General features: G+C 66.5%; 20 protein-coding genes. 3 read left to right on the forward strand and 17 right to left on the reverse strand.

The window, feature by feature from the left end:
* Positions 1-10: 10 nt before the first annotated feature.
* Positions 11-1,072, reverse strand: coding sequence for a glycine betaine ABC transporter substrate-binding protein (locus OSH10_RS11355; RefSeq protein ID WP_266331854.1), 1,062 nt, complete (start codon positions 1,070-1,072; stop codon positions 11-13).
* 701 nt (positions 1,073-1,773) lie between these two features.
* Here OSH10_RS11355 and lexA point away from each other — a divergent pair.
* Positions 1,774-2,478, forward strand: a complete 705-nt coding sequence (gene lexA, locus OSH10_RS11360; RefSeq protein WP_266331855.1) for a transcriptional repressor LexA — start codon at positions 1,774-1,776, stop codon at positions 2,476-2,478.
* Here the strand turns inward: lexA and OSH10_RS11365 are convergent.
* Positions 2,472-5,060, reverse strand: coding sequence for a ComEC/Rec2 family competence protein (locus tag OSH10_RS11365; protein ID WP_266331856.1), 2,589 nt, complete (start codon positions 5,058-5,060; stop codon positions 2,472-2,474). The two genes, lexA and OSH10_RS11365, sit on opposite strands and share 7 nt — an antisense overlap.
* Before the next feature lie 149 nt (positions 5,061-5,209).
* On the opposite strand from OSH10_RS11365, the gene gltX reads away from it, so the two are divergent.
* Both gltX and gltA read left to right on the forward strand, forming a co-directional pair.
* Positions 5,210-6,631, forward strand: coding sequence for a glutamate--tRNA ligase (gene gltX, locus OSH10_RS11370; RefSeq protein WP_266331857.1), 1,422 nt, complete (start codon positions 5,210-5,212; stop codon positions 6,629-6,631).
* Positions 6,632-6,846: 215 nt separating this feature from the next.
* A complete protein-coding gene (gltA, locus tag OSH10_RS11375) occupies positions 6,847-8,139 on the forward strand; it encodes a citrate synthase (RefSeq protein ID WP_266331858.1) in 1,293 nt (430 codons plus the stop codon).
* A 268-nt stretch (positions 8,140-8,407) separates the two neighbouring features.
* On the opposite strand, the gene lpxB is transcribed toward gltA, so the two are convergent.
* The 15 genes from lpxB to dnaE form a co-directional block, all read right to left on the reverse strand.
* Positions 8,408-9,583, reverse strand: coding sequence for a lipid-A-disaccharide synthase (gene lpxB / locus OSH10_RS11380; RefSeq protein WP_266331859.1), 1,176 nt, complete (start codon positions 9,581-9,583; stop codon positions 8,408-8,410).
* Entirely contained in the window at positions 9,580-10,452 is an 873-nt protein-coding gene (locus OSH10_RS11385) for an LpxI family protein (RefSeq protein WP_266331861.1), read from the reverse strand. Before OSH10_RS11385 ends, lpxB begins: the two co-directional genes overlap by 4 nt.
* A gap of 10 nt (positions 10,453-10,462) precedes the next feature.
* On the reverse strand, positions 10,463-11,281 hold the full coding sequence (gene lpxA / locus OSH10_RS11390; protein ID WP_266331862.1) for an acyl-ACP--UDP-N-acetylglucosamine O-acyltransferase: 819 nt from the start codon (positions 11,279-11,281) through the stop codon (positions 10,463-10,465).
* A 10-nt stretch (positions 11,282-11,291) separates the two neighbouring features.
* Positions 11,292-11,753: a 3-hydroxyacyl-ACP dehydratase FabZ gene (gene fabZ, locus OSH10_RS11395; protein WP_266331863.1), complete on the reverse strand. Its 462-nt coding sequence runs from the start codon at positions 11,751-11,753 to the stop codon at positions 11,292-11,294.
* Positions 11,754-11,757: 4 nt separating this feature from the next.
* Entirely contained in the window at positions 11,758-12,825 is a 1,068-nt protein-coding gene (lpxD, locus tag OSH10_RS11400; RefSeq protein ID WP_266331864.1) for a UDP-3-O-(3-hydroxymyristoyl)glucosamine N-acyltransferase, read from the reverse strand.
* 69 nt (positions 12,826-12,894) lie between these two features.
* The gene (bamA, locus tag OSH10_RS11405; RefSeq protein ID WP_266331865.1) at positions 12,895-15,273 is read right to left on the reverse strand and encodes an outer membrane protein assembly factor BamA; all 2,379 of its coding nucleotides are present in this window, start codon (positions 15,271-15,273) and stop codon (positions 12,895-12,897) included.
* A 169-nt stretch (positions 15,274-15,442) separates the two neighbouring features.
* The gene (gene rseP, locus OSH10_RS11410) at positions 15,443-16,588 is read right to left on the reverse strand and encodes an RIP metalloprotease RseP (RefSeq protein WP_266331866.1); all 1,146 of its coding nucleotides are present in this window, start codon (positions 16,586-16,588) and stop codon (positions 15,443-15,445) included.
* Between the two features lie 36 nt (positions 16,589-16,624).
* Positions 16,625-17,854, reverse strand: a complete 1,230-nt coding sequence (dxr, locus tag OSH10_RS11415; protein WP_266331867.1) for a 1-deoxy-D-xylulose-5-phosphate reductoisomerase — start codon at positions 17,852-17,854, stop codon at positions 16,625-16,627.
* On the reverse strand, positions 17,848-18,714 hold the full coding sequence (locus tag OSH10_RS11420; protein ID WP_266331869.1) for a phosphatidate cytidylyltransferase: 867 nt from the start codon (positions 18,712-18,714) through the stop codon (positions 17,848-17,850). The genes dxr and OSH10_RS11420 overlap by 7 nt, the downstream gene beginning before the upstream one ends.
* Positions 18,711-19,496, reverse strand: a complete 786-nt coding sequence (locus OSH10_RS11425) for an isoprenyl transferase (RefSeq protein WP_266331870.1) — start codon at positions 19,494-19,496, stop codon at positions 18,711-18,713. The genes OSH10_RS11420 and OSH10_RS11425 overlap by 4 nt, the downstream gene beginning before the upstream one ends.
* A gap of 16 nt (positions 19,497-19,512) precedes the next feature.
* Complete coding sequence (gene frr / locus OSH10_RS11430) at positions 19,513-20,061, reverse strand: ribosome recycling factor (protein ID WP_266331871.1); 549 nt, start codon at positions 20,059-20,061, stop codon at positions 19,513-19,515.
* Between the two features lie 48 nt (positions 20,062-20,109).
* Positions 20,110-20,832 (reverse strand): UMP kinase, encoded by a 723-nt coding sequence (gene pyrH / locus OSH10_RS11435; protein WP_266331872.1) that lies wholly within the window; start codon positions 20,830-20,832, stop codon positions 20,110-20,112.
* Positions 20,833-20,939: 107 nt separating this feature from the next.
* Positions 20,940-21,866, reverse strand: a complete 927-nt coding sequence (tsf, locus tag OSH10_RS11440; RefSeq protein ID WP_266331873.1) for a translation elongation factor Ts — start codon at positions 21,864-21,866, stop codon at positions 20,940-20,942.
* Positions 21,867-21,973: 107 nt separating this feature from the next.
* A complete protein-coding gene (gene rpsB / locus OSH10_RS11445) occupies positions 21,974-22,780 on the reverse strand; it encodes a 30S ribosomal protein S2 (RefSeq protein WP_266331874.1) in 807 nt (268 codons plus the stop codon).
* 433 nt (positions 22,781-23,213) lie between these two features.
* Entirely contained in the window at positions 23,214-26,675 is a 3,462-nt protein-coding gene (gene dnaE, locus OSH10_RS11450; protein ID WP_266331875.1) for a DNA polymerase III subunit alpha, read from the reverse strand.
* Positions 26,676-26,844 lie beyond the last annotated feature (169 nt).

Here is a 26,844-nt window from a genome sequence, read left to right on the forward strand (position 1 = left end):
ATTGGCAATGTCAGTTGAGGCTGGCCTTGACCTTGGCCGCCACTTCCGGCGCAACCCAGCTCGTCCAGCGGTCTTCCTTGGTCTTCAGGAAATTGCGCGCCGTCGCCGCCGCGTCCGCCTTGTTCTCGTCGCCATAGACGAGGATCTCGCTGATCTCGGCATTGGTCAGGCCGACCTTGGCGAGATAGGCGGCCACATTCGGCGCGTCGCTCTCGATCCACTTCGCCGCGCCGACGACGGCCGGCGAGGACGGATAGGCGGTCACGCCCGGCTTGTCGGTGCAATCGCGGCTGGTGTTGCAGGCATAGACGTCCGGCTTCGTCTCGCCGAGGTCGAGTTGCACGGCGTCGTACTTGCCGAGAATGGCCGTCGGACCCCAATAGTAGAACAGGATCGGCTCTTCACGGGTGAAGGCGCGGGCAATCGAGGCGTCAAGCGCGCCGCCGGATCCGGGCGAGAACAGGTTCCAGCCCTTGTCCTTCATGCCGAGCGCTTCGAAGAGCGCGCCGGTCGAGATCTCGCAGGCCCAGCCGGGCGGGCAGGAATAGAGCCGGCCCTTGCTGCTGTCCTCGGGATCCTTGAACAGCTCGGGATGCGCAATGACGTCCTGGGCGCTCTTGAGATCGGGATGAGCCGTCTGGACATAACGGGGAATGAACCAGCCCTCGACCGTGCCGTCCGTGATGGCGTCGGCCAGTTCGACGACCTTGCCGTCGGCCAGGCCCTTCGCCCAGGGTTCCTTGATCGTGCTGGTCCAGAGTTCAGGGGCCACCGACGGGCTGCCGCGCGTCAACATCGAGGACGAGGTCGGAACGGTGTCGCCGGTGACGATCTCGACATTGCAGCCGAAACCCTTCTCCAGAATGATGGCATGGATATGCGCCAGCGCGGCCGCGGAGGGCCAGGTCATCTCGGCGATATCGATGGTTCGGTCGGTGCCGCAGCTGACCGCGTCCTTGGCCTTCGTATCAGCGGCCTTCGTATCAGCGTCCTGGGCAAGCGCGGAAAAGCTCGTCGCGGACAAAAGCGCAACGGCGATCGCGGCGGCAATGCCACCGGATTTAAACATCATTGGATATGACCTCACGTCAGTTGATGAACACAACCATACGCATCCAGTCCAATTGTGTCAAACCAGCCAATATCTTGCCACATATCGGCGAGATAATCGCCTTAATCTTGATAGATCATCGATCGTTATGCTCTAGGCCTGCTATCTAAAGAAAAAATGATCTGAAGCATGTCCATCTCAAGCGAAACGGATACGATCCCAAAGAAAAAATAAATTTCACCCTTCGATGGATATCCTGCTGCGTCCCAGCCAAATCGCCGATTGCCGCCGGATGCGGCGCGACGCGCGGGCCAACCCCTTCCTCTAGGGAATGCCGCGCCTTAAAACTTCGGCGCCCTGCCCCGTCCCCACCTCGCGCCCCTCGTAGCGACAGCTCGAACGGATCGAGCGTCAGGCTTCGACAGCGCGGTGCGCGCCCTCGGGCACGATCCTTCCGCGCCACGTTCCGTCGGCTCGCGCTGGCGCCGGTCGCGGGGCGAAAGCGATACCGCAGCGGGCCTCGCCAACAGGGGCGCCGGGCCATGGAGGCGCCTGGCCTCAAGCCTATGCCCAGGGCGGCCTTGCGGAACGCATGGGGAACAGGTATTCTGTTCGCGTTTTGTACCTGAATGATTCCCGGATCGCCGCCTGGCAGTGGCTCGAGGGGATCGGCCTTCGGGTACGGCGATAGAACTTGGCAATGCCCCCAGCGCGAGATCACCATGCTCACCCGGAAGCAGTATGAACTCCTCATGTTCATCCAGGAGCGGCTCAAGGAAGCGGGCGTTCCTCCCTCTTTCGACGAGATGAAGGATGCGCTGGATCTCCGCTCGAAATCCGGCATCCACCGCCTGATCAAGGCGCTGGAGGAACGCGGCTTCATCCGCCGGCTGCCCAACCGGGCCCGTGCGCTGGAAGTCGTGCGGTTGCCCGAGACGATGACGCCGGCCATGGCGCGGCCGAAGAAGCAGGCCTTCTCGCCCAGCGTGATCGAAGGCAGCCTCGGCAAGGTCCGCCCGATCGACGACATGCACGACGTGGCCGAGCCGGTGATCATCCCCGTCATGGGCAGGATCGCCGCCGGCGTGCCGATCTCGGCCATCCAGACCCAGAGCCATTCCATCACCGTGCCGCCGGAGATGCTGCGCGGCGGCGAGCATTTCGCGCTCGAAGTGCGCGGCGATTCGATGATCGAGGCCGGTATCCTCGACGGCGACACGGTGCTGATCCGCAAGAGCGACAACGCCGAATCCGGCGACATCGTCGTGGCACTGGTCGATGAGGAAGAGGCGACGTTGAAGCGGCTGCGGCGCAAGGGCGCCTCGATCGCGCTGGAGGCAGCGAACCCCGCCTATGAAACGCGGATCTTCGGGCCGGACCGCGTCCGCATCCAGGGCAAGCTCGTCGGGCTGCTGCGCACCTACTGATCGGCAAGCTCGTCCTCATAGGGCGGCATCCAGGGCCGTCGCACCGGTGCATAGGCGGTGCGGATCTCGAAGCGCCGGGCTAGCCATGGATCGGGCGGCGCAGGGCGTGACTCCGCTGTGGCCGAGGGTTCCGGCGGCAGCACATCCTCGTCGTCGGCATTGCGCTCGACGCGGTCGTAGCGCGATGGCTCCATGGGGACGGCGATATCGGGGATGAATGTCTCCGGTTGCGCCGCGGGCGGCTCCGGCCCGGCGCTGCCCGCCGTTTCGGATGCCGGCCCGTCGGCACTCCCCTCTGATGAAGCACCCGCCCCGCGCGGCTCCATGAAGGTACTGGCCCCGGCGATAGCCGTCTCCAGTTGCGCCTCGGTCGACTTCGGTCCCGCCCTTCCGGCCATTTCGGGTGACTGCCCCGCGGCACTCTCCGGTGGCGATGCCACCGTCCCGCGCGGCCACATGGCCAGCGATCCTGAGCGCTCCAGCGTTCCTCGATCGATCACGGCGGTATGGCGGAGGCAGGTTTCCGGCGCGGACAAGGGCGTCAGCACCAGCACGGCGCGGCGGCAATCCTCCTCGAAGGCGGCTCGGTCGAGCGCCAGCGCCACCCAGTTCCCATCCGGCATTCGGCCGACGCAGCCGGCCGCGTCGCAACCACCCGCCTGCAACGCCGCCTTCGGGTCCCTCTCGTCGCCATCGGATCGAAGCCAAATATCGCTGACGAAGCGGTCCGGCCTGCGCGCGACGATGCGGTAAAGGCCGTCGCCGCCCCGGATCGCCATCTGCCTGCCATCCGCGCTGACCAGCAGGTCCGGTCGCGCCGGGAACAGGGCGAGTGCAATTCCCGCCAGCATGGGCACAATGCCGAGCATCCGCCAGCGCTCGCGCCAGAGCGCCAGCCAGACGAAACCACCGACGAAGAGCAGCAGGGCCGCGACGCCCGGCATCGCCGCGCCGCCGGATTGGCCCGACCATCGGGCGACCGTCGCCGACACGCCGAGCATGCCGTCAATCCCCCAGTGCACGACCGCGAGCGGCAGCGCCTCCATTCCAAACGGCATGGCGAGCACGGAGAGCAGCGCGAAGGGCATGATGAGAAAGTCGGTGAGCGGCATCGCCGCGACATTGGCCAGGATCGACAGCGGCGCCATGCGCTGGAAGTGATAGAGCGCGAAGGGCGTGGTGCCGAGGCCGCCGAGCAGCGAGGTCAGCGCCATGCCGGCGACGAACAGGAAGGCACGCCTCGGCAAGGCGGCCGCGCCGCTGCGGGCGCGCAGGCTGGGCGAGGGATTGTTGCGGCGTCGGTCGGACAGCATCTCGAAGCCGGCGACGAGCGCGATCGTGGCGGCAAACGACATCTGGAAGCTAGCCGAGAGGATGCTCTCCGGCGTGATCGCCAGCACGACCAGCCCCGCCAGCGCGACATTGCGCATCGAGATCGCCCGGCGGTCGACGAGGATGGCGAGGAAGGCGATCGAGGTCATGATGAACGAGCGCTGCGCGGCGACGTCGAGCCCGGAGATAAGCAGGTAGAAGCCGCTGACCAGCAGCGCCGCGATCGCCGCCCATTTCTTGATCGGCCGCCGCAGCGCCAGCGACGGAATCAGCGCCAGCCCCGCCCGCGCGCTCCAGAACACGACGCCGGTCACCAGCACCATGTGCAGGCCCGAGACGGACAGCACATGCGCGAGGCCAGAGAGGCGCAGGTCGTCCTCCGTCGTCTCCGCCAGGCCGCCGGCATCGCCGATGATCAGCGCGGAGGCGATATAGCGGCTCTCGCCGTCGAGATGGGCGACAAGGCGCGCGCGGATTGCCTCGCGGACCGCCTCGAGCGGCTGGCGCAGGCGGATCGACAGCGGCGCGGGGCCGAGTTCGGCCGGCTGCGCCGCGCCATAGCCGAAGCCGGTGGCGCCGATGCCGCGATAATAGGAATCGCGCGCGAAATCATAGCCGCCCGGCAGCACGGGCCCGGAAGCCGGACGCAATCGCGCCAGAATCCGGATGCCGTCGCCGACCGCCGGGGCCGACTTGCCGCGCACCGTCACGGTGACGCGCTGCGGGATGACCGTCACGCGCCTGGCGTCGAGGCCGGCCACCCGGACGGTCAGGCGATAGCCGCCCCGCCGCGCCTTGCGCTCCTCGACCCAGCCGGTGACCGTGCCCGTCACCTGCCGCTCCAGCACGCGCGTCGCCAGCGTATCGGTGCGCAGCTTGATCGCGCTGGCGCCGGTCGCGGCCATGGCGAGCACGATCAGCAGGCGGACGGACGCCGTGCGATGCCGGCGCGCCACCGCCAGTCCCCACAGCAGGACCGCAAGCCCGGCGAGCGCCAGGATCGACGGCTCGGAGGGCAGCGCGAAATAGATCAGCGCGCCGATTCCGAAGGCAACGGGAAGCCAGGGAAAGCCGCGCCCGGCCTCGATCTCGCGCTCCAGCCAGGCGCCGGCGCCGAGCCAGAGCCGATCCAGCGCCACCGCGGCGCGAAACCCCGGCGGGATGCCGGCGGGAACGAGAAAACGGCGCGCGCGAAGGCGCGCCGGCCCGTCGCTTATGCCTTCCTCGTCGCGCGGATCGCTTGCAGCCATGCCCCCGCCTTTGCGCAGCTGGGCAAACAGGCCGGGCGCCCCCAAACCCGTTTGGCCCCTGCGCCCCCCTATGCTACATGACCAGCCGCAGATCGCCGAGTGGCGAGACTCCATGCCCCTTGCGGCTTCCCGCACATCGAGAACAGTCCATGTCCAAACCGGTTGTCACCCGCTTCGCCCCCTCGCCTACCGGGTTCCTGCACATTGGCGGTGGCCGCACCGCGCTGTTCAACTGGCTCTATGCGAAGCATACCGGCGGCAAGATGCTGCTGCGGATCGAGGACACCGACCGCGAGCGCTCGACCGAGGCCGCCATCGACGCCATCCTGGACGGCCTCAAGTGGCTCGGCCTCGACTGGGAGGGCGAGACCGTCTTCCAGTTCGCCCGCGCGCCGCGCCACCGCGAGGTGGTCGAGGAACTGCTGGCGGCCGGCAAGGCCTATCGCTGCTACTGCACGCCGGCCGAGCTCGACGCCATGCGCGAGAAGGCGCGGGCCGAGGGCCGCGCGCCGCGCTATGACGGCACCTGGCGCGACCGCGACCCGTCCGAGGCGCCGGCCGGCGTCAAGCCCGCCATCCGCATCAAGACCCCGCTCGAGGGCGAGACCGTGATCGACGATCAGGTGCAGGGCCGCGTCGTCATCCCCAACAAGGATCTGGACGATCTCGTCCTTCTACGCTCGGACGGCAACCCGACCTACATGCTCTCCGTCGTGGTCGACGACCATGACATGGGCGTCACCCATGTCATCCGCGGCGACGACCATCTGACCAATGCCGCGCGGCAGATGGTGATCTACCACGCCATGGGCTGGGACGTGCCGGTGATGTCGCACATCCCGCTGATCCACGGCTCGGACGGCGCCAAGCTGTCGAAGCGCCATGGCGCGCTCGGCGTCGATGCCTATCGCGCCATGGGCTACCTGCCCGAGGCGATGCGCAATTATCTCGTCCGCCTCGGCTGGGCGCATGGCGACGACGAAATCATGTCGCTCGACCAGATGGTCGAGTGGTTCGACATCGTCGATGTCGGCCGTTCCGCCTCCCGCTTCGATTTCGCCAAGCTGGAGAATCTGAATGGCCACTACATGCGGGCGACCGATGACGAGACGCTGCTGAAGATCTTCCTCGACACGTTGCCCTATCTGCCGGGCGGCGCGGCGATGCAGGTCCAGTTGACGCCGGAGAAGACCGAGCAGCTGCGCCTGGCGCTGCCCGGCCTGAAGGACCGCGCCAAGACGCTGGTCGAGCTCAAGGACGGCGCGAACTTCCTGATGGTGCAGCGCCCGCTGACGCTGGACGAGAAGGCGACGACCATTCTCGACGCCAATGCCCGCGCCCTGCTGAAGGACGTGCATGACGTGCTGACCGGCGTCAACGACTGGACCGTCGAGGCAACCGAGGAGGCGGTCAAGGCATTCGCGGAAACGCGCGCGCTGAAGCTCGGCAAGATTGCTCAACCCCTGCGTGCAGCGCTGACGGGGCGCGCCACGTCGCCGGGAATTTTCGACGTGCTGATCGTTCTCGGCCGCGAGGAAAGCCTCGGCCGCATCGCCGACCAGGCCTTGTGAAAACCGGCGGCGCGGCAGGAGCGAACCGCCTCCCTGCCGCGCCGTCCCGTTGATATCAAAGCCTTATCATAGGCCACGCCGGGCCCGCTTGCCGCGCTGCAATAAATCGGATACCCATCGGACCGTTAATTTTCTCGGCAGCGCTGCCAGATTCACGCATGACACGCGCGCGAGCACCCGCCCGAACAAAACAATTCTTCAAGGGGGTAGGTTTCATGAGCGAAACCAAAGCGACACTCACAGTTGGTGGCGAGTCCTGGGACTTCGACGTCAAGCAAGGCACCCTCGGACCCGACGTCATCGACATCGGCTCGCTCTATTCCAAGACCGGACGCTTTACCTACGACCCCGGCTTTACGTCCACCGGCGCCTGCGACAGCAAGATCACCTTCATCGACGGCGACAAGGGCGTTCTGCTCTATCGCGGTTACCCGATCGAGCAGCTGGCCGAGAATGGCGACTTCCTCGAAGCCTGCTACCTGCTGCTCTACGGCGACCTGCCGACCGCGGCCCAGAAGGCCGATTTCGATCAGCGCGTGACCTATCACACGATGGTCCATGAGCAGATGTCGCGCTTCTTCACCGGCTTCCGCCGCGACGCGCATCCGATGTCCGTCATGGTCGGCGTCGTCGGCGCGCTCTCCGCCTTCTATCACGACTCGACCGACATCTCGGACCCGCATCAGCGCATGGTGGCCTCGCTCCGCCTGATCGCCAAGATGCCGACGATCGCGGCCATGGCCTACAAGTACCATGTCGGCCAGCCCTTCGTTTATCCGCTGAACTCGCTCGACTACGCGTCGAACTTCCTGCGCATGTGCTTCGCCGTGCCGGCGGAAGAGTACAAGGTGAACCCGATCCTCGCCCGCGCGATGGACCGGATCTTCATCCTGCACGCCGATCACGAGCAGAACGCATCGACCTCGACGGTCCGCCTCGCCGGCTCGTCGGGCGCCAATCCGTTCGCCTGCATCGCGGCCGGCATCGCCTGCCTCTGGGGCCCGGCGCATGGCGGCGCCAACGAGGCGGCGCTCAACATGCTGCAGGAAATCGGCAGCGTCGATCGCATCCCCGAATACATCGCCCGCGCCAAGGACAAGAACGATCCGTTCCGCCTGATGGGCTTTGGCCACCGCGTCTACAAGAATTACGACCCGCGCGCCAAGATCATGCAGAAGACCTGCCATGAGGTGCTCGGTGAGCTCGGCATCACCGATGATCCGATCCTCGAGGTCGCGCTCGAACTCGAGCGCATCGCGCTGCATGACGACTATTTCGTCTCGAAGAAGCTCTATCCGAACATCGACTTCTATTCGGGCATCACGCTGAAGGCGCTGGGCTTCCCGACGACCATGTTCACCGTGCTGTTCGCGCTCGCCCGCACCGTCGGCTGGATCGCCCAGTGGAAGGAAATGGTCGAGGATCCGAGCCAGCGCATCGGCCGTCCGCGCCAGCTCTACACGGGCGCCGCCTCGCGCGACTACGTCCCGGTTTCCAAGCGCCACTAGGCGTCGGGGTTCTGAAATGCAAAAGGGCGCCTTCGGGCGCCCTTTTTCGTTGGTCCGGCGTCGGCTGGCCACTCGCCCCGGCTAAACCCGCAAAGCAAGCCCCTCACCCCAGCCCTCTCCCGCGCGCGGGAGAGGGAGTCGGCTGTGCCAACGCCCTGCGGCTTGTCACTCCGGCCTTCGCCCCATCCTCGCCGTCATCCTGGGCCTGACCCGGGATGACGGCGAGGGTGGATTCAGGAAGAAGGAGGTCCGCGCAGGGGCGCAGCCCCTACCCGCGAGCGGCCAGCAGGGTGAGAACGGTGTCGGCGGCGCGCTCGGAGGGCGCGACGCCGCCCGTACTCATCAGCGCGTCGAGGCGGGCGAAGCCATCGAGCTGGGCCTGCCGGGCCGGCCCCTCGGCAATCAGCGGCTCCAGCGCCGCGACGAGCTTCTCCGGCGTGCAGTCATGCTGGATCAGCTCCGGCACGACAGGCCCGTCCAGGATGATGTTGGGCAACGTCGCGAAGCGGCCGGTGATGAAATACTTGACCAGCCGCGCCTCCCAGCCGGGAACGCGATAGGCGGCCGCGAAGGGCACGCCGGCCAGCGCCAGTTCCAGCGTCACCGTGCCGGAGGCGGCGAGCGCCACCCGGGCCGAGCGGAACGCCGCCAGCTTGGCCGCCTCGCCCGCCACGATATGCGGCCGCACGGGCCAGTCGCGCGTCATCTCGGTGACGCGATCGACCAGCCGCGGCAAGGTCGGCAGCACCAGCGTGAAATCGTGCCCCCGCGCCTTCAGCAGGGCCAGCGCCTCGCCGAAAGGCTCGCCGAGCCGCTTCAGTTCCATGCGGCGACTTCCCGGCAGGACCAGCAGGACCGGCGGCTCGCCATGGCGCAGCGCCAGATCGGCGGCAGTCGGCTGCAGGTCCGGGATTTCGCTCAGCAGCGGATGGCCAACATAGGTCGTCTCCGGCCCGCCGAGGCGATACATGGCCTCGGGCTCGAAGGGCAGCAGGGCCAGCACATGGTCGATCGATCCGTGCATCGCGCGGGCCCGGCCCGGCCGCCAGACCCAGACGGTCGGCGCCACATATTTCACGATCAGCAGGTTGGGCAGCCGCCGGCGCACCCGCGCCGCGACGCGGTGGGTGAAATCCGGCGCATCGACCAGGATAAGGATATCGGGCGGGCTGGCGACGATCGCCTCGACCGTCTGGCGCATCCGCTTCAGGATGGTCGGCAGCTTGCCGAGCACGGCGCTGAAGCCCATCGCCGTCAGATCGTCCATCGGATAGAGGCCATGCAGGCCCGCCGCTGCCATGCGGTGGCCGCCCACGCCACGATAGCGCACCGGCCCCGGCCGCTTCTCGGCCAGCGAGCGCATCAGCCCGGCGGCGAGGATGTCGCCCGATTCTTCGCCTGCGATGAGGAAGACGTCGAGCGGCTTGCTGGCCGGCAGGGTCATTTGTCGAGTCCGATGATGAACAGGCCCTTCTCGTCCGCGATGCGCACGATGGCCTCGATTTCGGCGGCGATGACGCCGCCCGCCTCGACCGCGACGCCGGCCAGCCCGGCCTCGGCGGCAAGCTCGATGGTGCGCGGGCCGATCGACGGCATGTCGAGCCGCCGGTCCTGGCCGGGCTTGGGCGCCTTGACCAGCACGCCGGCGCGGCCATGCAGCTTGATCCGGCCATTGGCGCGCAGCTCGCGGCAGCGCGCGAGCATCAGATCGGTGCCTTCCGCCGCCTCGACCGCCAGCACGCGACGGCCGCCGACGACGACGCCCTGGCCGATGTCGAACGGGCCGAGCGCGCGCACCACGTCGCGGCCGAACTCAGCGGCGGCGAGATCGTCCGCGCCCGGCCGGTGCGCGCCCAGCACGCCGGCCGGCACGAGGATATCCGGCGCGATCTCATGCGCGCCGACCAGCTCGAAGCCGTTTTCCTCGAAGATGCGCCCGACCGCGGAAAGAAGATGATCGTCGCCACCCCGGAACATGCCGAGCACGCGCGGCAGCAGCTTGAGCGAGCCCCAGTCGACCCGGAGCTTGCGGATGCTCGGGCGCAGCACCGTGCCGACGAAAACCACCTGGCGGCAGCCATGGCGCTTGAGAACGGAGGAAAGCTTGCCGAAGGCGCCGATATGGATCCACTCATGCGGATAGCGCGCCACGGCGGCGGGCTCGGCAAAACCATGGATCGGCAGCAGGAAGACGTCGCGCCCGGCCTTGAGCGCCGCCTCGGCGACCACGACCGGAAAGGCGCCGCCACCGCAGATGATGCCGAGCGTGCCCGAATCGGACGCGCTCGGCTGGGATCGGGCCGCTTCCGTCACGGCCTGCCTCTCACGCGTCCGCGTCGTGATGTTCGGTCGCGGCCGCCCGCGGCGTGGTCAGCCGGCGCTTGCCACGATTGCGGATGAACTCGATCACATGCATGACGTTGGCATCGTCGGTATAGCGCTCGGCCACCGTCTCGATGCGCTCGGCCAACTGGCCGGGGCCGAAGAACAGGTCGCGATAGGCGGCGCGCAGGCGCTGGATCTGCGGCCGGTCGAAACCGCGCCGCTTCAGGCCGATGATGTTGAGCCCGCCCAGGCCTTCCGCGCCCTCGCGGACGGCACCGAACGGAATCACATCGTGCCAGATCGGGCAGAGGCCGCCGATGATCGCCTGGTCGCCGACGCGGACGAACTGGTGCAGCGCGCAGAGGCCGCCGAGGAAGACGTTGTTGCCGATCTCGACATGGCCGCCCAGGGTCGCGCAGTTCGCCATGATGACGTCGTTGCCGAGCTGGCAATCATGCGCGATGTGCACGGCGGTCATCAGGAAGCAGCGATCGCCGATCTTGGTCTCGCGCCGCTCGCCGACCGAGCCGATGCTGATCGTGACGTTCTCGCGAATGACGCAATTCTTGCCGATCGTCACCAGGCCCGGCTCGCCCTTGTAGTGCACGGACTGCGGGTTGCCGCCGAGCGATGCGAAGGGGTGGATCACCGTCCCCTCGCCGACCGTGGTCCGCGCGGTGACCGAGACGTGGTTCTGGACCACCACGCCATCGCCGAGCACGACGTCGCGGCCGATCAGGGAGAATGCGCCGACGCGGACATCGGCGCCAAGACGGGCCCCATCCTCGATGACGGCTGTGGGATGAATGTTGCTCATGAAGCTCCGTTCACTGATCAATCAGCATGGCGCTGATCTCAGCCTCTGCGACCTTGGTGCCTGCGACGATACCCTCGCACTGGAACTTCCAGACCGCGCCGCGCGAACGCGTCTTGCGGACGTGGTATTCGAGCACGTCGCCGGGAACCACCGGCCTGCGGAACTTCGCCCCGTCGATCGTCATCAGGTAGACGACACCCGGCGGGCCCGACTTGCCGGCATTGGCGATGCAGATCGCACCCGCCGTCTGCGCCATGCCCTCGAGGATCAGAACCCCCGGCATCACCGGATGGGCGGGGAAATGACCCTGAAAATGCGGCTCATTGAAGGAGACGTTCTTGATCCCCTTGGCGCTCTCGTCGCGATCGATATCGACGATCCGGTCCACCATCAGAAACGGATAGCGGTGCGGCAGCAGCGCAAGGATCTTGTGGATGTCGGCCGTGGCCAGCACCTTGGCGTCTTCGGTCATGGGATTATTCCCCCTCACTGTCCTTGTTGTGCCCGGACTTGATTTCCCGCTGCGCGAGACGGCGCATCGCCACCTCTTCGCGATACCATTCCCGGACATTGCGCGCGGGCGCGCCGCCATAGCGGCCGCCGGCGGCCAGATCATCCTTGACGCTCGCCGTCGCCGCGACCTGCGCGCCGGAGCCGACCGTCACGTGGCCGACCACGCCGACCTTGCCGCCGAGCACGACGAAATCGCCCAGCGTCACGCTGCCGGCCAGCGCCACCTGCGAGATGATCACGCAATGGCGGCCGACGACGACGTTGTGGCCAATCTGAACCTGGTTGTCGATCTTGGTGCCCTCGCCGATCACCGTGTCGCGGTTCGCGCCGCGGTCGACCGTCGTGTTGGCGCCGATCTCGACATCGTCCTGGATGATGACTCGGCCGATCTGCGGCACCTTGGCATGGCCCTTGGCGCTCATCTGGTAGCCGAAGCCATCCTGGCCCACGCGGACACCCGGATGCAGGATAACCCTGTTTCCGATCAAGGTGTTGGTAACGGTTGTTCCAGCGGCGATCGAACAATCACGGCCGATGCGGACGCCCGCGCCGATCACCGCGCCCGGGCCGATCACCGTGTTGGAGCCGATTTCGACATCGGCGCCGACGACGGCCGTCGGCTCGATCGTCACGCCCGATTCGATGCGCGCCGTCGGATGGACATGCGCGGCCGGAGAGATGCCCTCGCCGAAGACGATCGCGGGCCGTAGCGAGGTTGGATAGAGCCTGGTCTGAACCGCGACATAGGCCTCGTAGGGCTTGGCGGTCTCCAGCGCCGCGACGCCGGCCGGCACGGCGGCGGCGTGCTTGGGCGAACAGAAGCAGGCGGCAGCCTGGGTCTCCGCCAGCAGCGGCGCATAGCGCGGATTGTCGATGAAGGTCAGGTCCGACGAACGGGCCTGATCGAGCGGCGCGACACCCAGGACCTGCCGGCTTCCATCGATGCCGTTGGCGATCCGCGCGCCCGTGAGGGCAACGATGTCATCGAGCGTGACCGGGCCTGACGGAACGAAGAAGACGGGATCTGTCATGCCGCGAAGGTCCACAAATAGAAAGGCCGCCGGCTCACCCGGCGGCCTATCAGATCTCTATAGAGGCTATCAGAACTGGGTGCCAGCGCTGAAGCGGAAGACCTGCGTCTTGTCGTAGTCGGCCTTGGTGAGAGCCTCCGCGAAGTCTGCGCGCAGCAGACCGAACGGCGAGTTCCAGATGACCGAGGCACCGACCGACGAACGGACCATCGAACTGTCCTGCAGGTACGTTCCGGCCGGAAGCCCCTCGAGATCCGAGCCCCAGAGCGAGCCGGCATCGGCGAACACGGCGCCGCGCAGACCGAACTCTTCCGGGAAGAGCGGCAGCGGGAACTGCGCTTCGGCCGTGACGTTCCAGTAGTTCTTGCCGCCGATCGGGTAATCGTCGTCCAGACCCTGGACGCGACCGCCGTAACCGAACGATTCGAAGCCGCGGATCGTCTCGCCGCCACGGAAGAAGTTGTCGAGAACCGCAACGTCCTTGCCGAGGCCGGTGATGTTGCCGGCGCCGCCCTTGACGAAACCGATGACACCGCTGTCGGGCCACAGTTCCTTGTAGTAGCGCGCATCGACGATGGTGCGCATGAACTGGCCGTCGCCACCGACGCCGGCAAAGTCCTGCGCGAAGCGCACGAACACGCCGTCATGCGGATCCTGAAGATTGTCGATCGTCGAGTAGGTGAGCTGGTAGCCGACCGACGAGTTGATCCACGAACCCTCGGGATAGAGAATCGGCAGCAGACCGTTGCCAGGAGGATTTGCCCAAGTCGGGCCATCCTGGTCATACGAGCTGCCGTACGACGTGACGTCGCGCTGCACCAGCTTGTAGTTGAACTGGACGTTGAAGTCGTCGGTGATCGGCAGGCCGAGACGAACCGTGCCACCCCAGCTGTCCATGTTGTACGGACGGAAATCCGTATCCTTGGCCTGGTTGTAGAACACGTCGAAGCCGAGCGACATGCGGCGACCGAGGAAGTAGGGCTCGGTGAACGAGAGGTTCGCCGTGCGATCGTCGACGCCGCCGCCGACCGAGACCTTGAGGTACTGGCCACGGCCGAGGAAGTTCTTCTCGGTCATCGAGACGGAGGCGATGAAGCCGCCGCCCTGGTCGGTGGTGTAGCCACCGCCGACCTGGAACGAACCGGTCGACTGGTCTTCGACCTGCACGTCGATGACGACCTTGTCGGGCGTGCTGCCCGGCTGGGTCGTAACCGAGACGGTCTTGAAGTATCCGAGATTCCGGAGGCGACGCTCGGCCTTGTCGATGATGACGCGGTTGTACGCATCGCCCTCGGCCAGATCGAACTCGCGACGGATGACGTAGTCACGCGTCCGGGTGTTGCCGCGCACATTGATGCGCTCGACATAGAGACGCGGACCCTCATCGATCAGATAGGTGAGATCGATGGTGTGGTTTTCATAGTTGCGGTCGCCGCGCGGACGGATCTGCGCGAAGGAGTAGCCCTTGCGGGCGACGGCCGTGTTCAGGTCTTCGGTCGTGCGCTCGATCAGCGTCGCGTTGAAGACGCGGCCTTCGCGGGTGCGGACCAGGCCCTTGAGATTGGCGGCGTCGACTTCCGGGATCGACGAATCGACGTTGACGGTACCGAAGCGGTAGCGCGGACCCTCGTCGACCGTGATCACCAGACGATAGCGGTTGGCCGCCTCGTCGAAATTCGCCTCGGCCGAAACGATGCGGAAATCGGCGAAGCCGTTGCGCATGTAAAGGCGGCGGATGAGTTCCTGGTCGGACTGGAAGCGCGATTCATCGAAGGTGTCGCGCTTCGACAGCCAGCTGGTGATGTTCGTCCGCTTGGTCGTCATCGTGTCGCGAAGACGGCTGTTGGAGAACGCCTTGTTGCCGACGAAGTCGATGCTGGCGATGCCCGTGCGCGTGCCTTCGTTGATGACGAAGGTGACGTCGATGCGGCCATTGTCGCGCGGCGTCGTCTGGACCGTGACGCCGGCCTCGGAACGACCGTTGCGGCGATACGCTTCCTTGATGCGCTCCACGTCGCCATCGAGCTTCTCCTGGGTCAACACCCCACGAGATTTCGTCTCGATGATCGGCTGCAGCATGTCCTTCTTGAGCTTCTTGTTGCCCTGGAAGCGCACGGTGCCGACGACGTTGTTTTCCTTGACGCTGACGACCAGGTTGTTGCCCTGACGCGAAATCTTCACGTCGGAGAACAGGCCGGTGCCGTAAAGCGCCTTGACGGACTCGTTGATCTCGGCCGCGCCGAAGTTGCGGCCGGGTTCGATCGTCAAGTAGTTGCGGACGGTTTCCGGATCGACGCGCGAGTTGCCCTGCACGACGATGTTACGCACGACGTCGGCATGGGCTTGCGTTGCCCCAATGACGGACATCTGCGCGGCAAGCGCCGGCACGGCCACTGTCATGACCGCGGCACGGGCCGCTCCCCGCGTGAAAGTCTTGAAGGAATTCATTGGGTTCAAACGCCCTGCTCTATTCTGACTTCCCAGACCGAGCCCCGAGACGGGATTCGTGCCGGACCGATGGACTGCAGCTTTGTGGCATGCGACCGAACCGTTCGCAAGCCGAGCCCCATAATGGCACGACGGAATTTAACCGTCCGTTGCCAACGAGCCACGCTCGTCAAAGAGAGCTCAAGTGGATGATATCGTTCCAGGTTGTGAAGATCATCAGCATGAGAACCGCCGCGAGGCCGATGCGGAAGCCAATGTCCTGGGCCCGCTCGCTCAAGGGACGGCCGCGGATGATCTCGAATAAATAGAACAGCAGGTGGCCGCCATCGAGCATCGGCACCGGGAAAAGATTGAGCAGACCGATCGATACCGACAGGATTGCCGCCAGATTGATCAGCGCAACCAGGCCGAGCGTCGCCACCTGTCCGGAGACCTGCGCCACCCGAATCGGTCCGCCCAGTTCCTCGGTCGACTCGCGGCCGGTGAAGATGCCGCCGATATAGTCGAAGGTGCGCTCGACGATGAACCAGGTCTCCTTGGCGCCCTGCCAGATCGCCTGGGGCGGCGAGAAGCGCTCCAGCTTGACGTCGCCGCCGGCCGCGCTGCGGGAAAGACCAAGCTGGCCAATCTTGTGGACATTGCCGAAACGGTCGGTGACTTCGCGTCGCTGCGGCGTCGCCTCGAGCGTCACTTCGCTTCCCGCGCGCTCGACGCGAATCGAAAGCGGCTGGTCGGCGCTGGCGCTGACGATCCGCTGCAGGTCGTTGAAGGACGAGATCGGGCTGCCGTCGATCGACAGCACGAGGTCGCCGACCTGGAAGCCGGCCGCCTCGGCCGCGCCTCCCGCGACGATCTGGTCGACCCGGGCGCTCGTCACCTCGCGACCATAGATCGTGAAAATGCCGGCGAAGATCAGGATGGCGAGGATGAAATTGGCGATCGGGCCGGCCGCGACGATGGCCGCGCGCTGCCAGACATTCTTGGCGAAGAAGGTGTCCTTGCGGTCTTCCTCGGGCATGGCGTCGATCGCCGTGCGGCTCGGCGTGCTGGCCGCGTCCTCGTCGCCGAGGAACTTGACGTAGCCGCCCAGCGGAATCGCCGAGATCTTCCAGCGCGTGCCGCGGCGGTCGTTGAAGCCGATCAGTTCGGGGCCGAAGCCGATGGAAAAGGCCTTGACCCGCACGCCGCACCAGCGGGCGACCAGGAAGTGGCCCAGCTCATGGAAGAACACCACGATGGTCAAAACGAAGAGGAACGGGATCAGGTAGCCGAGCGTGCTCGATCCGAAATGTCCCAGAGGGGCCAGAAAATCCATTCCTCACATCACCTTTCCGCTTTCGCGTGCACACCGTCAGCCGGCGCGCCGTCCTCGGAATTCAATTCGCTCGGCGGCCAGACGCCGCCCTTCGCCGTCCAGCGCCAGCACCGTTTCGACCGTGTCGAGCACGGTTCCGCCGACCGTCGCGGTCGCACGGTCGAGCACGGCCTCGACGGTCGCGGCGATCTCCAGGAACTCGATGGCTCCATCCAGAAACGCCGCAACGGCCACCTCATTGGCGGCATTCAGAATATTGGTGGCCCAATCGCCGTTTTCCAGCGCGGCCCGCGCGATCGAGAGCGCTGGAAAGCGCTCCAAATCCGGCTTTTCGAAGGTTAGGGTTCCCACCGCCGCCAGATCCAGCCGCGGCGTCGCGGTTTCGAGGCGGCGCGGCCAGTTCAGGCAATGCGAGATCGGGATGCGCATGTCGGCGGCGCCGAGCTGGGCGATGACCGATCCGTCGGCATAGGTGACGAAGCCATGCACGATCGACTGCGGATGCACGAGAACGTCGAGCCGGGCCGATTCGATATCGAACAGATGATGCGCCTCGATCAGTTCGAGGCCCTTGTTCATCATCGTCGCCGAATCGATCGAGATCTTCGGCCCCATCGCCCAGCGCGGATGCTTCAGCGCCTGGGCGGGCGTCGCGCCCCGCATCTCGTCCAGCGTGGCCGTGCGAAACGGTCCGCCCGAGGCAGTGATGGTGATCCGCTCGACGGCGCGAAGGTTGTTGGCTTCCAGCGACTGGAAGATGGCGTCATGCTCGGAATCGACCGGCAGGACGCGCACTGCGGCCGCCGCCGCGCGCCGGTTGAACAGCGCCCCGGCGCAGACCATGCATTCCTTGTTGGCGAGCGCGATGTCGGCGCCGGCGTCGATGGCCGCGAGCGTCGGCTCCAGCCCGGCCGCGCCGACGATCGCCGCGACCGCGAGATCGACCGGGCGCGACGCCGCCTCGACGATGGCCCCCGGGCCGGCGGCAACCGCGATTCCCGTGCCCGCCAGGCGCTCGCGCAGGTCCGCAAGACGGGTGGCGTCGCCGATGACGGCCAGCCGCGCGCCGAGCTGGACGGCCGTCTCGGCCAGTTCATCGACCCTGCTCTGGGCCGTTATGACCTCGACGTCGAAGGCATCGCCATGCTGCAGCACGACGTCGGCCGTGCTGCGGCCGATCGAGCCGGTGGCGCCGAAAATCGACAGGGTGCGGCGGGCCTTGTCGGCCCGCGCCCGCCCTTCCGGCAAGGCCGGGCTTCTCACCATGAAAGCAACCCCTGGCCGATATGGTGATTGCCGCCATGCAGCGCGCCGATCAGGGCCGCGCCGACGGCGGCGAAGATCAGGCCGTCGACCCGATCCATCATGCCGCCATGGCCGGGGATGATGCAGCCGGAATCCTTCTTGTCGAAATGACGCTTGATCGCGGATTCGAACAGGTCGCCCGCCTGCGAGACGATCGAGAGCAGCGCCAGGAAAAGCACCAGCACCGGCCCGATACGGACGCCGAACAGCATCGCCGCCAGCGCCGCGACCAGGACGCCGCCGATCAGGCCGCCAATCGAGCCGGACCACGTCTTCTTCGGCGAAACGCGGGGCCAGAGCTTGGGGCCGCCGATCGTGCGGCCGGCGAAATAGGCGAAGCTGTCCGTGCCCCAGACCAGAACCAGCAAAACCACCACGGCGGTGAGGCCGTCGGCGCCATCGCTGCGCAGCGCGGCGAGACAGACGCCCAGCAGGCCGGCATAGGCGACGCCGCCGGCCAGCCATGCCGAACGCGAGAGCAGCGCGACGCCGACAAGACCTGCGGCGAGCACGGCGAGCCCGGCGCCGAAGCCCTGCAATCCCGCCACGATGGCCGAGAGCGCGACAAAGGCGATACCGACGGAAACGTCCGTTGTGGAGGGCAGCAGACGCGGCGAGCGCCCGACGATGTTCGCCCATTCGGCGAAGACGATCGCGGAGACCAGGGCGACCAGCAGGAAGGACGGCAGGCCGCCCCACCAGGTCACCACCAGGGCGAGCGGAATCAGCACAGCGGCGGACCACACCCGAAGCGTCAGGTCGCTTCGTCGCGGCTTGCCGTCGTCATTCGCGGGCACGCCCACGGGATGCTGGGATTTCAACCGCTCCTCCGGGCGGCAATCCCGCCAAAGCGCCGCGCACGACGCGAATATTCCTCGACCGCCTGCAGATAGGCAGCGCGGTCGAAATCAGGCCAATAGGCCGGCAGGAAGACGAGTTCGGCATAGGCCGCCTGCCAGAGCAGGAAATTGGACAGCCGCATCTCGCCGCTGGTGCGGATCACCAGATCGGGATCCGGCATGTCGGCCGTGTCGAGGCGGGAGCGAATGGTGTTCTCGTCGATCGCGTCCGGCGCCAGCCGGCCGTTGGCGACCTCCTCCGCAAGCCGCCGCACGGCGCGGGTGATCTCGTCGCGCGCGCCATAATTGAAGGCGATGACCAGGCGAAGGCCGGTATTGTCTCGGGTCAGCGTCTCGGCCTGCTCGAGCAGCGAGCGGATGTCGGACGACAGGCGCACGCGGTCGCCGATGACGGTGACGCGCACGCCGTTGCGATGCAGATTGGCCAGGTCGCGCTGGATGAACAGGCGCAGCAGGCCGAACAGGAACTGGATTTCCAGCGGCGGCCGCGACCAGTTCTCCGAGGAAAAGCTGAACAGCGTCAGATAGGAAACGCCGAGCTCGCGCGACGTCTCGACGGCGGCGCGAACCGCCTCCATCCCGCGCCGGTGCCCCTCGGTGCGGGAAAGGCCCCGCCCCTGCGCCCAGCGGCCATTGCCATCCATGATGATGGCGACATGACGCGGAATGCTCAGCGGCGAAACCGCCGTGCCAGAGGGTTTCGCCAGAAGCTCGGCGCCCGAATCGTCGGCATTCGAGTTCATGGCCAATCCGCCCTGGTCAGATCTGAGTGATCTCCGCTTCCTTCGCCGCGAGGACCGCGTCGATCTCGGCGATGGTGTCGTCGGTGAGCTTCTGGACCTTTTCCGACATCTTGCGGCTGTCGTCCTCGCTCATGCTGCCGTCCTTCTCCGCCTTCTTCAGGCCGTCAATGCCGTCGCGACGGACATGACGAACCGAGATGCGGGCCGACTCGGCATATTTATGCGCGACCTTGACGAATTCCATGCGGCGCTCGGTGTTGAGCTCCGGGATCGGAATGCGGAAGACCTGGCCTTCGACGACCGGATTGAGCCCGAGGCTCGACTCGCGGATCGCCTTCTCGACGGCGCCGGCCGTGGCGCGGTCCCAGACCTGGACCATGATCAGCCGCGGCTCCGGAACGCTGATCGTCGCGAGCTGCGTGATCGGCATGTGCGAGCCATAGGCATTGACCATGATCGGGTCGAGCATTCCAGACGAGGCGCGGCCGGTGCGAAGGCCTGCGAGTTCTGTCCTCAGGACCGAGATGGCGCCGTCCATGCGGCGTTTCAGGTCGTCCAAGTTCATGGCATCCTCTTTATACTTGGTGCGCGTCGGAGAGTACCGAGGCGCGCATCACTCGTCAGCGACAATCGTCGCGCGGCCATGGCCACGCAGGATGTCGACGAACGCGTTGGGTTCCTGGATCGAAAATACGACAAGCGGAATGCCGTTGTCACGGGCCAGCGCCACAGCGGCCGTATCCATGACCTGCAGCCCGCGCGCCAGCACTTCGGCGTGGGTGATGCGCTCGAAGCGGACGGCGTTCGGGTCCTTGCGCGGATCGGCGGAGTAGACGCCGTCGACCTGCGTGCCCTTGAACAGCGCCTCGCAGCCCATCTCGGCCGCGCGCAGCGCCGCGCCCGAATCCGTCGTGAAGAACGGGTTGCCGGTGCCGCCGGCGAACAGCACCACCTTGGAGCGCTTCAGCGCCCGCTCGGCGCGCTGCTGGCTGAACGTCTCGCAGATGGTGGGCATCGGCACGGCCGAGAAGACGCGCGAGGAGATGCCGCGGCGCTCCAGCGCCTCGTGCATGCCGATCGCGTTCATCACCGTCGCCAGCATGCCCATATGGTCGCCGGCGACGCGGTTGCCGCCCGCCTTGGCGATCGTCATGCCGCGAAAGATGTTGCCACCGCCGACGACGAGGCCGACTTCGACGCCCAGTTCCACCGCCTGGCCGACTTCCCCCGCGATCCGGTCGATGACTTTCTCATCGATACCGAAGGGTTGATCACCGAGAAGCGCTTCGCCAGAGACCTTGAGGAGGACACGTCGAAAACGGACCGACTCCGCCATGCTTGCTTCCTCTTCGCTTTATGAAAGGCGCCTTCGGATACACGAAGGGCGCCGGGATGTCATCCGGCGCCCTGTCTTTTCTCGAAAAGGAACGGATGTTCCCCGAATTATTTGGTGCCCGCTGCGGCGGCCACTTCGGCGGCGAAATCGGACTCTTCCTTCTCGACGCCTTCGCCGAGGCGATAGGAGACGAAGGTGGTGAGTTCGATCGGCGCGCCGACCTCCGCCTCGGCAGCCTTCAGCGCCTTCTCGACGGTCAGGTCCGGGTTGATCACGAAAGCCTGCGAGAGAAGGACGACTTCCTCGTAGAACTTGCGGACGCGACCCTCGACCATCTTCTCGATGATGGCTTCCGGCTTGCCGGATTCACGCGCCTGCTCGGCATAGACCGCGCGCTCGCGTGCCACCACGTCGGCATCGAGATCATCGCTGCGGACCGAAAGCGGGTTGGTGGCGGCGATGTGCATCGCGACCTGGCGGCCGAGGGCGATCAGCTTGTCCTTGTCGCCCGTCGACTGCAGGCCGACGAGAACGCCGATCTTGCCGAGGTTCGGCGCGACGGCCGAGTGGACATAGGTCGCCACGATACCGTCGGTCACCGAAACGGCGGCCGAACGGCGCAGGTTCATGTGCTCGCCGATCGTCGCGACGGCGGCGGTGATCGCGTCTTCCACGGTCTTGTCGGAGCCCGGGAAGTTCGATGCGGCAACCGCTGCCACCGAGCCGTCGGTGGCGAGAGCGGCCTGCGCCACGTTCTGCACGACCTGCTGGAACTCGGCGTTGCGCGCCACGAAGTCGGTCTCGGAGTTGACTTCGACGACGACGGCGGTCGTGCCCGAGGACGCGACGCCGACAAGGCCTTCCGCCGCGACGCGGCCGGCCTTCTTGGCGGCCTTGGCGAGACCCTTGGTCCGCAGCCAGTCGATCGAAGCCTCGACGTCGCCGCCGTTCTCGATCAGCGCCGCCTTGCAATCCATCATGCCTGCGCCGGTCTTCTCGCGCAGGTCCTTCACCATCGAAGCGGAAATGGTCATCGTCTGCCTCGTTTTCTCGTGTTTCTAACGAACAGCCGGGCAAAAGCGCCCGGCTGCGTTTGTCCTCAGTTCCAACACCACGCAGAGATGCGTGACGGCGGGATGACTTAGGCGGCGGGAGCGGCTGGAACTTCCTCGGCCGGAGCTTCCTCAGCGGGAACGTCCTCGGCCAGCGCCTCTTCGTAGACTTCGTCCTGGGCGCCGAGATCGACGCCGGCATGGCCCGAAGCGCGCATGATGCCGTCGAGCGCCGCACGGGCGATCAGGTCGCCATAGAGCGTCAGGGCGCGGCCGGCGTCGTCATTGCCGGGGATCGGATAGGTGATGCCATCGGGATCGGAGTTCGAATCGATGATCGCCGCGACCGGGATGTTCAGACGACGGGCTTCCTGGATCGCCAGGGCTTCCTTGTTCGTGTCGATGACGAACAGGAGGTCGGGAATGCCGCCCATGTCCTTGATGCCGCCGAGCGCGTTCTCGAGCTTGTCGCGCTCGCGCGACAGCGTCAGACGCTCCTTCTTCGTCAGGCCCTGCACGTCCGACGAGAGCAGCTCGTCGAGGTGGCGCAGGCGCTGGATCGAATGCGAGATCGTCTTCCAGTTGGTCAGCATGCCGCCGAGCCAACGCGAATTGACGTAGTACTGTGCGCAACGCTTGGCAGCCGCAGCGACCGGCTCGGAAGCCTGGCGCTTGGTGCCGACGAAGAGCACGCGGCCGCCGCCGGCGACGGTGTCGCTGACAGCCTGGAGGGCGCGGTGCAGCATCGGCACGGTCTGGGCCAGGTCGATGATGTGGATGTTGTTGCGCACGCCATAGAGGTGCGGTGCCATCTTCGGGTTCCAGCGATGCTTCTGGTGACCGAAGTGGACGCCAGCTTCAAGCAACTGACGCATAGAGAAATCCGGAAGAGCCATGGCCCTATCTCCTTGTTTACCGGTTCAGCCTCCGTGGGGAAAGCCGCGATTGCGACACCGGTGGGTTCCGTCGGACGATGCAAGGATCGCCGCCGGAGCCCGAGCCCCACGTGTGGAATGCGCGCCTTATAGGCGGCGAAAGGCCATAGCGCAAGCGTTTCGGCGCGACGCACCGACACGAGATGGGGATCGCAGGCCGCTTTGGCGAGGCCCGGGACCAGCTGCGCCTCGCAGCCCGCGTTTTGAAGCAATTCCCTCACCCCAGCCCTCTCCCGCGCACGGGAGAGGGAGCCGGCGGAGCCCAGTCTCGCCGTGCAGACCCCACCGGCCGAAAAGCCCTCGCCCGCTTGCGGGAGAGGGTTGGGTGAGGGGCTTGCTGGCTTCTCTGTACACAGCACCCTGACGGCGAGCCCACTGGGCGCAGCGGCTGCCCCTATACCAGCTCGACCTGCACGACGCCGCTGACGGCGCGGAGCGCGCCGGCGATCTGCGGGGAGAGCAGGTAGCGGCCGGGAAGCGCCACCTCGACCTCGCGCTGGCCCTTGTCGAGCATCAGCACGAGACTGACATCGCCGTCGCCCTTGCCGCGGGAGAGATGCCGCTCGATGCTCTTCAGCGGCTCCTCGCCGCGCATGAAGATGCGGAGCTGCTTCAGGCCGGTGGTCATCTGGTCGAGCGGCTTGACGGTGACGATCCGGACGCTGATGCCTTCCGGGCGATCCTCGGCCGCGACCTGGACGATCACCGACTGGCCGGGCTCCAGCTTGTCGCGATACTCGTTCAGCGCCTCGGAGAACAGGATCGCCTCGAACTGGCCGGTCGGGTCGGAAAACTGGACGATGCCCATCTTGTTGCCCGACTTGGTCCGCCGCTCCTGCCGCGTCGTGACCGTGCCGGCCAGGCGCCCGGCGGCGGAGCCGAGGCGCACGGCTTCCGAAAACTCGGCCCAGGTCTGGACGCGCATCCGCTTCAGGATCGGCGCATATTCATCGAGCGGATGGGCGCTCAGATAGAAGCCGACGACGGCGTGCTCGCGCTGCAGCCGTTCCGACGGCATCCAGGGGTCGACGAAGGGCAGGGTCAGCGCCTCGCCCTGCCCGCCCCCGCCGAACAGCTCGTCCTGGCCGATCGCCTGCCCCTCGACCACGCGGCTGCCGATCGCCATGATCCGCTCGACGCCGGCCATGACGCGGGCGCGGTCCGGGGTGAAGCCATCCAGCGCGCCGGCGCAGATCAGGCTTTCCAGCGTGCGCTTGTTGAGCACGCGCGGATTGATGCGGGCGGCGAAATCGGCGAGATCGCGGAACGGCCGGCTGCCGCGGCTCTCGACCAGATGCTCGACCGCCTGGCTGCCGACGCCCTTGATGGCGGCGAGCGAATAGATGATGCGGCCCTCTTCGACGTCGAACACCGCGCCCGAGCGATTGACCGAGGGCAGCTCGACGGTGAAGCCGAGGCGCATCGCCTCGCGGCGGAAGTCGTTCAGCTTCTCGGTATTGCCCATGTCGAGCGTCATCGACGCGGCGAGGAACTCGACCGGGTAATTGGCCTTCAGATAGGCGGTCTGGTAGGCGACGAGCGCGTAGGCGGCCGCGTGGCTCTTGTTGAAGCCGTAGTCGGCGAACTTCGCCAGCATGTCGAAGATGGTGTTGGCGTGGTCCTTGGTCAGGCCCTGCTTGACGGCGCCGACGACGAAACGGTCGCGCTGGGCGTCCATCTCCGCCTTGATCTTCTTGCCCATGGCGCGGCGCAGCATGTCGGCTTCGCCGAGCGAATAGCCGGACAGGATCTGCGCGATCTGCATCACCTGTTCCTGGTAGATGACGACGCCGTGCGTCTCCTTCAGCACGACCTCGATCAGCGGATGGTAATAGTCCGGCTTTTCCTCGCCATGCTTGCGCGCATTGTAGGTCGGGATGTTGTCCATCGGACCCGGGCGATAGAGCGCCACCAGCGCGATGATGTCCTCGAACCGGTCCGGCCTCATGCCCATCAGGGCCTTGCGCATGCCCTGGCTTTCAAGCTGGAACACGCCGACCGTCTCGCCGCGCGCCAGCATCTCGTAGGAAGGCTTGTCGTCGAGTGGAATGGCGGCGAGGTCGACGGTGATGCCGCGCTTGGCGATCAGCTTCACCGCCGTGTCGAGCACCGTCAGCGTCTTCAGGCCGAGGAAGTCGAACTTCACCAGCCCGGCGCTTTCGACCCATTTCATGTTGAACTGGGTGACGGGCATGGTCGAGCGCGGATCGCGGTAGAGCGGCACCAGCGCATCGAGGCGCCGGTCGCCGATCACGATGCCGGCGGCGTGCGTCGAGGCATGGCGATAGAGCCCTTCGAGCTTCTGCGCCATGGCGAGCAACTGGGCGACGGCAGGATCCTCGTCGCGCGCCTCGCGCAACCTTGATTCATCGATCAGCGCCTGCGCCAGCGACACCGGATTGGCCGGATTCTGCGGCACCATCTTGCAGAGGCGGTCGACCTGGCCATAGGGCATCTGCAGCACGCGGCCGACGTCGCGCAGCACGGCGCGCGCCTGCAGCGTTCCGAAGGTGATGATCTGCGCCACCTGGGCGGCGCCGTATTTCTGCTGGACGTAGTCGATGACCTCGCCGCGCCGGTCCTGGCAGAAGTCGATGTCGAAGTCCGGCATCGAGACGCGTTCGGGGTTGAGGAAGCGCTCGAACAGCAGCGCGAAGCGCATCGGGTCGAGATCGGTGATGGTGAGCGACCAGGCGACGAGCGAGCCGGCGCCCGAACCACGGCCGGGCCCGACCGGGATACCCTGCAGCTTCGCCCATTGAATGAAGTCGGCCACGATCAGGAAGTAGCCGGGGAACTTCATCTTCTCGATGACGGACAGCTCGAATTCGAGCCGGTCCCAATAATCCTTGTCGGTCAGCCCCGGTGCCAGGCCATGGAAGGCGAGGCGCTTCTCCAGGCCGGTCCTGGCCAGGTCGCGCAGCGCCTGGACCTCGGCACGCTCGGCGGCCTCCGGCTCGGCATCGGCGCCGGCGAAGCGCGGCAGGATCGGCTTGCGCTTCATCGGCCGGTAGGAACAGCGCAGCGCGATCTCGACGGAATTGTCGGTCGCCTCGGGAAGGTCGGCGAACAGCGCCACCATCTCGGCGCGCGACTTGAAATAATGCTCCGGCGTCAGCCGCCGCCGCTTCTCGTCGGCGACCACCGACCCCTCGGCGATCGCGACCAGCGCGTCATGCGCTTCATAGTCGTCGCGCTTCGGGAAGAAGGCCTCGTTGGTGGCCACCAGCGGCAGGCCAAAACGATAGGCGAGATCGATCAGCTCGGGCTCGGCGCGCTGCTGCTCGATCGCCTGGTGGCGCTGCAGCTCGACATAGAGTCGGTCGCCGAGCAGGCCGGCCATGCGCTCGATCCGCTTCTCCGCGACGGCGCCCTGCCCGATCCGGATTGCCTGGTCGAGCGGTCCGGCGCCGCCGCCGGTCAGCACGATCAGACCCTCATGGGTTTCTTCCAGATCGCCAAACTTGATATGCGGCTTGTCGCCGGGATCCGTCTCCATGAAGGCGCGCGACACGAGGCGGACGAGGTTCCAGTACCCCGCCTCGTTCGAGGCGATCATGACCAGATCGGAAAGGTTCTTCTGGCCCGGGACCGGGCGACGCGACGGTTCGAACCCGTCGTCGAAGTGGACCGCCACCTGGCAGCCGATGATCGGCTGGATGCCGGCCTCGACCGCCCTCTCGGAGAATTCCAGCGCGCCGAACAGATTGCCGGTGTCAGTCAGGCCAAGCGCCGGCATCTTGTCCGCCGCCGCCAGCTTGATCAGCGATTTGAGCGGCAGAGCGCCTTCCAGCAGCGAATAGGCGGAGTGGACGCGGAGATGAACAAATCCGACGTCGCGAGCAATGAGACTCATCAGGCGATCCTCTTCCGCCTGATTTACGTCCAGAGCGCCGCGCCTGTCCATCACGCCGGCGCCTTTCCCCCGCTGAGGCGGATCAGACGACGTGGACGAGCAGATCCGACCAGAGGCTCACCATCGCGATGAACAGCATCAGGGCGCCCAGGGCGGCAACGTCACGGAT

Source organism: Kaistia defluvii, assembly GCF_026343955.1.
GTDB classification, from domain to species: domain Bacteria; phylum Pseudomonadota; class Alphaproteobacteria; order Rhizobiales; family Kaistiaceae; genus Kaistia; species Kaistia defluvii.